This is a genomic window from Neisseria sp. P0024.S006, assembly GCF_051956595.1.
In the GTDB taxonomy this organism is placed as follows: Bacteria; Pseudomonadota; Gammaproteobacteria; order Burkholderiales; family Neisseriaceae; genus Neisseria.
Genome location: NZ_JBQCXH010000047.1, coordinates 1 through 460, shown reverse-complemented (window position 1 = coordinate 460; position 460 = coordinate 1). Strand labels below are relative to the sequence as shown.

Here is a 460-nt window from a genome sequence, read left to right as displayed (position 1 = left end):
AACCGAAGCCTGCGTAGAAAAAGCCGCATGGAAAAGCCCGTTTGATTCCGCGACCACTGAAAAAATCTGCCGCTGTATCGGTGAAAAAACAGTTGATAAAATCAGCCCCGAAGAAGCGACCTCACTTTTGGGCGGCAGCAACACCAGGAGTGACGAGCTGAAAAAACGCATCAATGACGCCAGCATCGCCTGCACTAAAGAAGTTTTAGGCATGGCCGAGAGCAAAACCAAATGAACACGCCGTTTTCAGACGGCCTGAAAGTGAAAAATACCCGATTCAAACTTAGGAAAAGAGTGAAACCATGAAGACATTGAACCAATTCTTAGCCCAACACCGGCCCGAACACAAACGGCCGCAAGAGCTGGCCGGCGTACTGGAATCCGTAGCCACCGCCTGGTTGGACATCAACGCCAAAGTCCGCCTCGGCGCGCTTGCCGGCGTTTTAGGCATGGCCGGTAC

Annotated in this window: 1 protein-coding gene and 1 pseudogene; both read left to right on the top strand. The window is 52.2% G+C overall.

Annotated features, from left to right (window positions below; all coding sequences use genetic code 11):
- On the top strand, positions 1-235 hold a 235-nt coding region (locus ACTHUF_RS11200; protein WP_440407734.1), incomplete at its 5' end, for a hypothetical protein.
- A 67-nt stretch (positions 236-302) separates the two neighbouring features.
- Positions 303-460 (top strand): annotated as a pseudogene (locus ACTHUF_RS11195) (class 1 fructose-bisphosphatase); the annotation flags it as partial.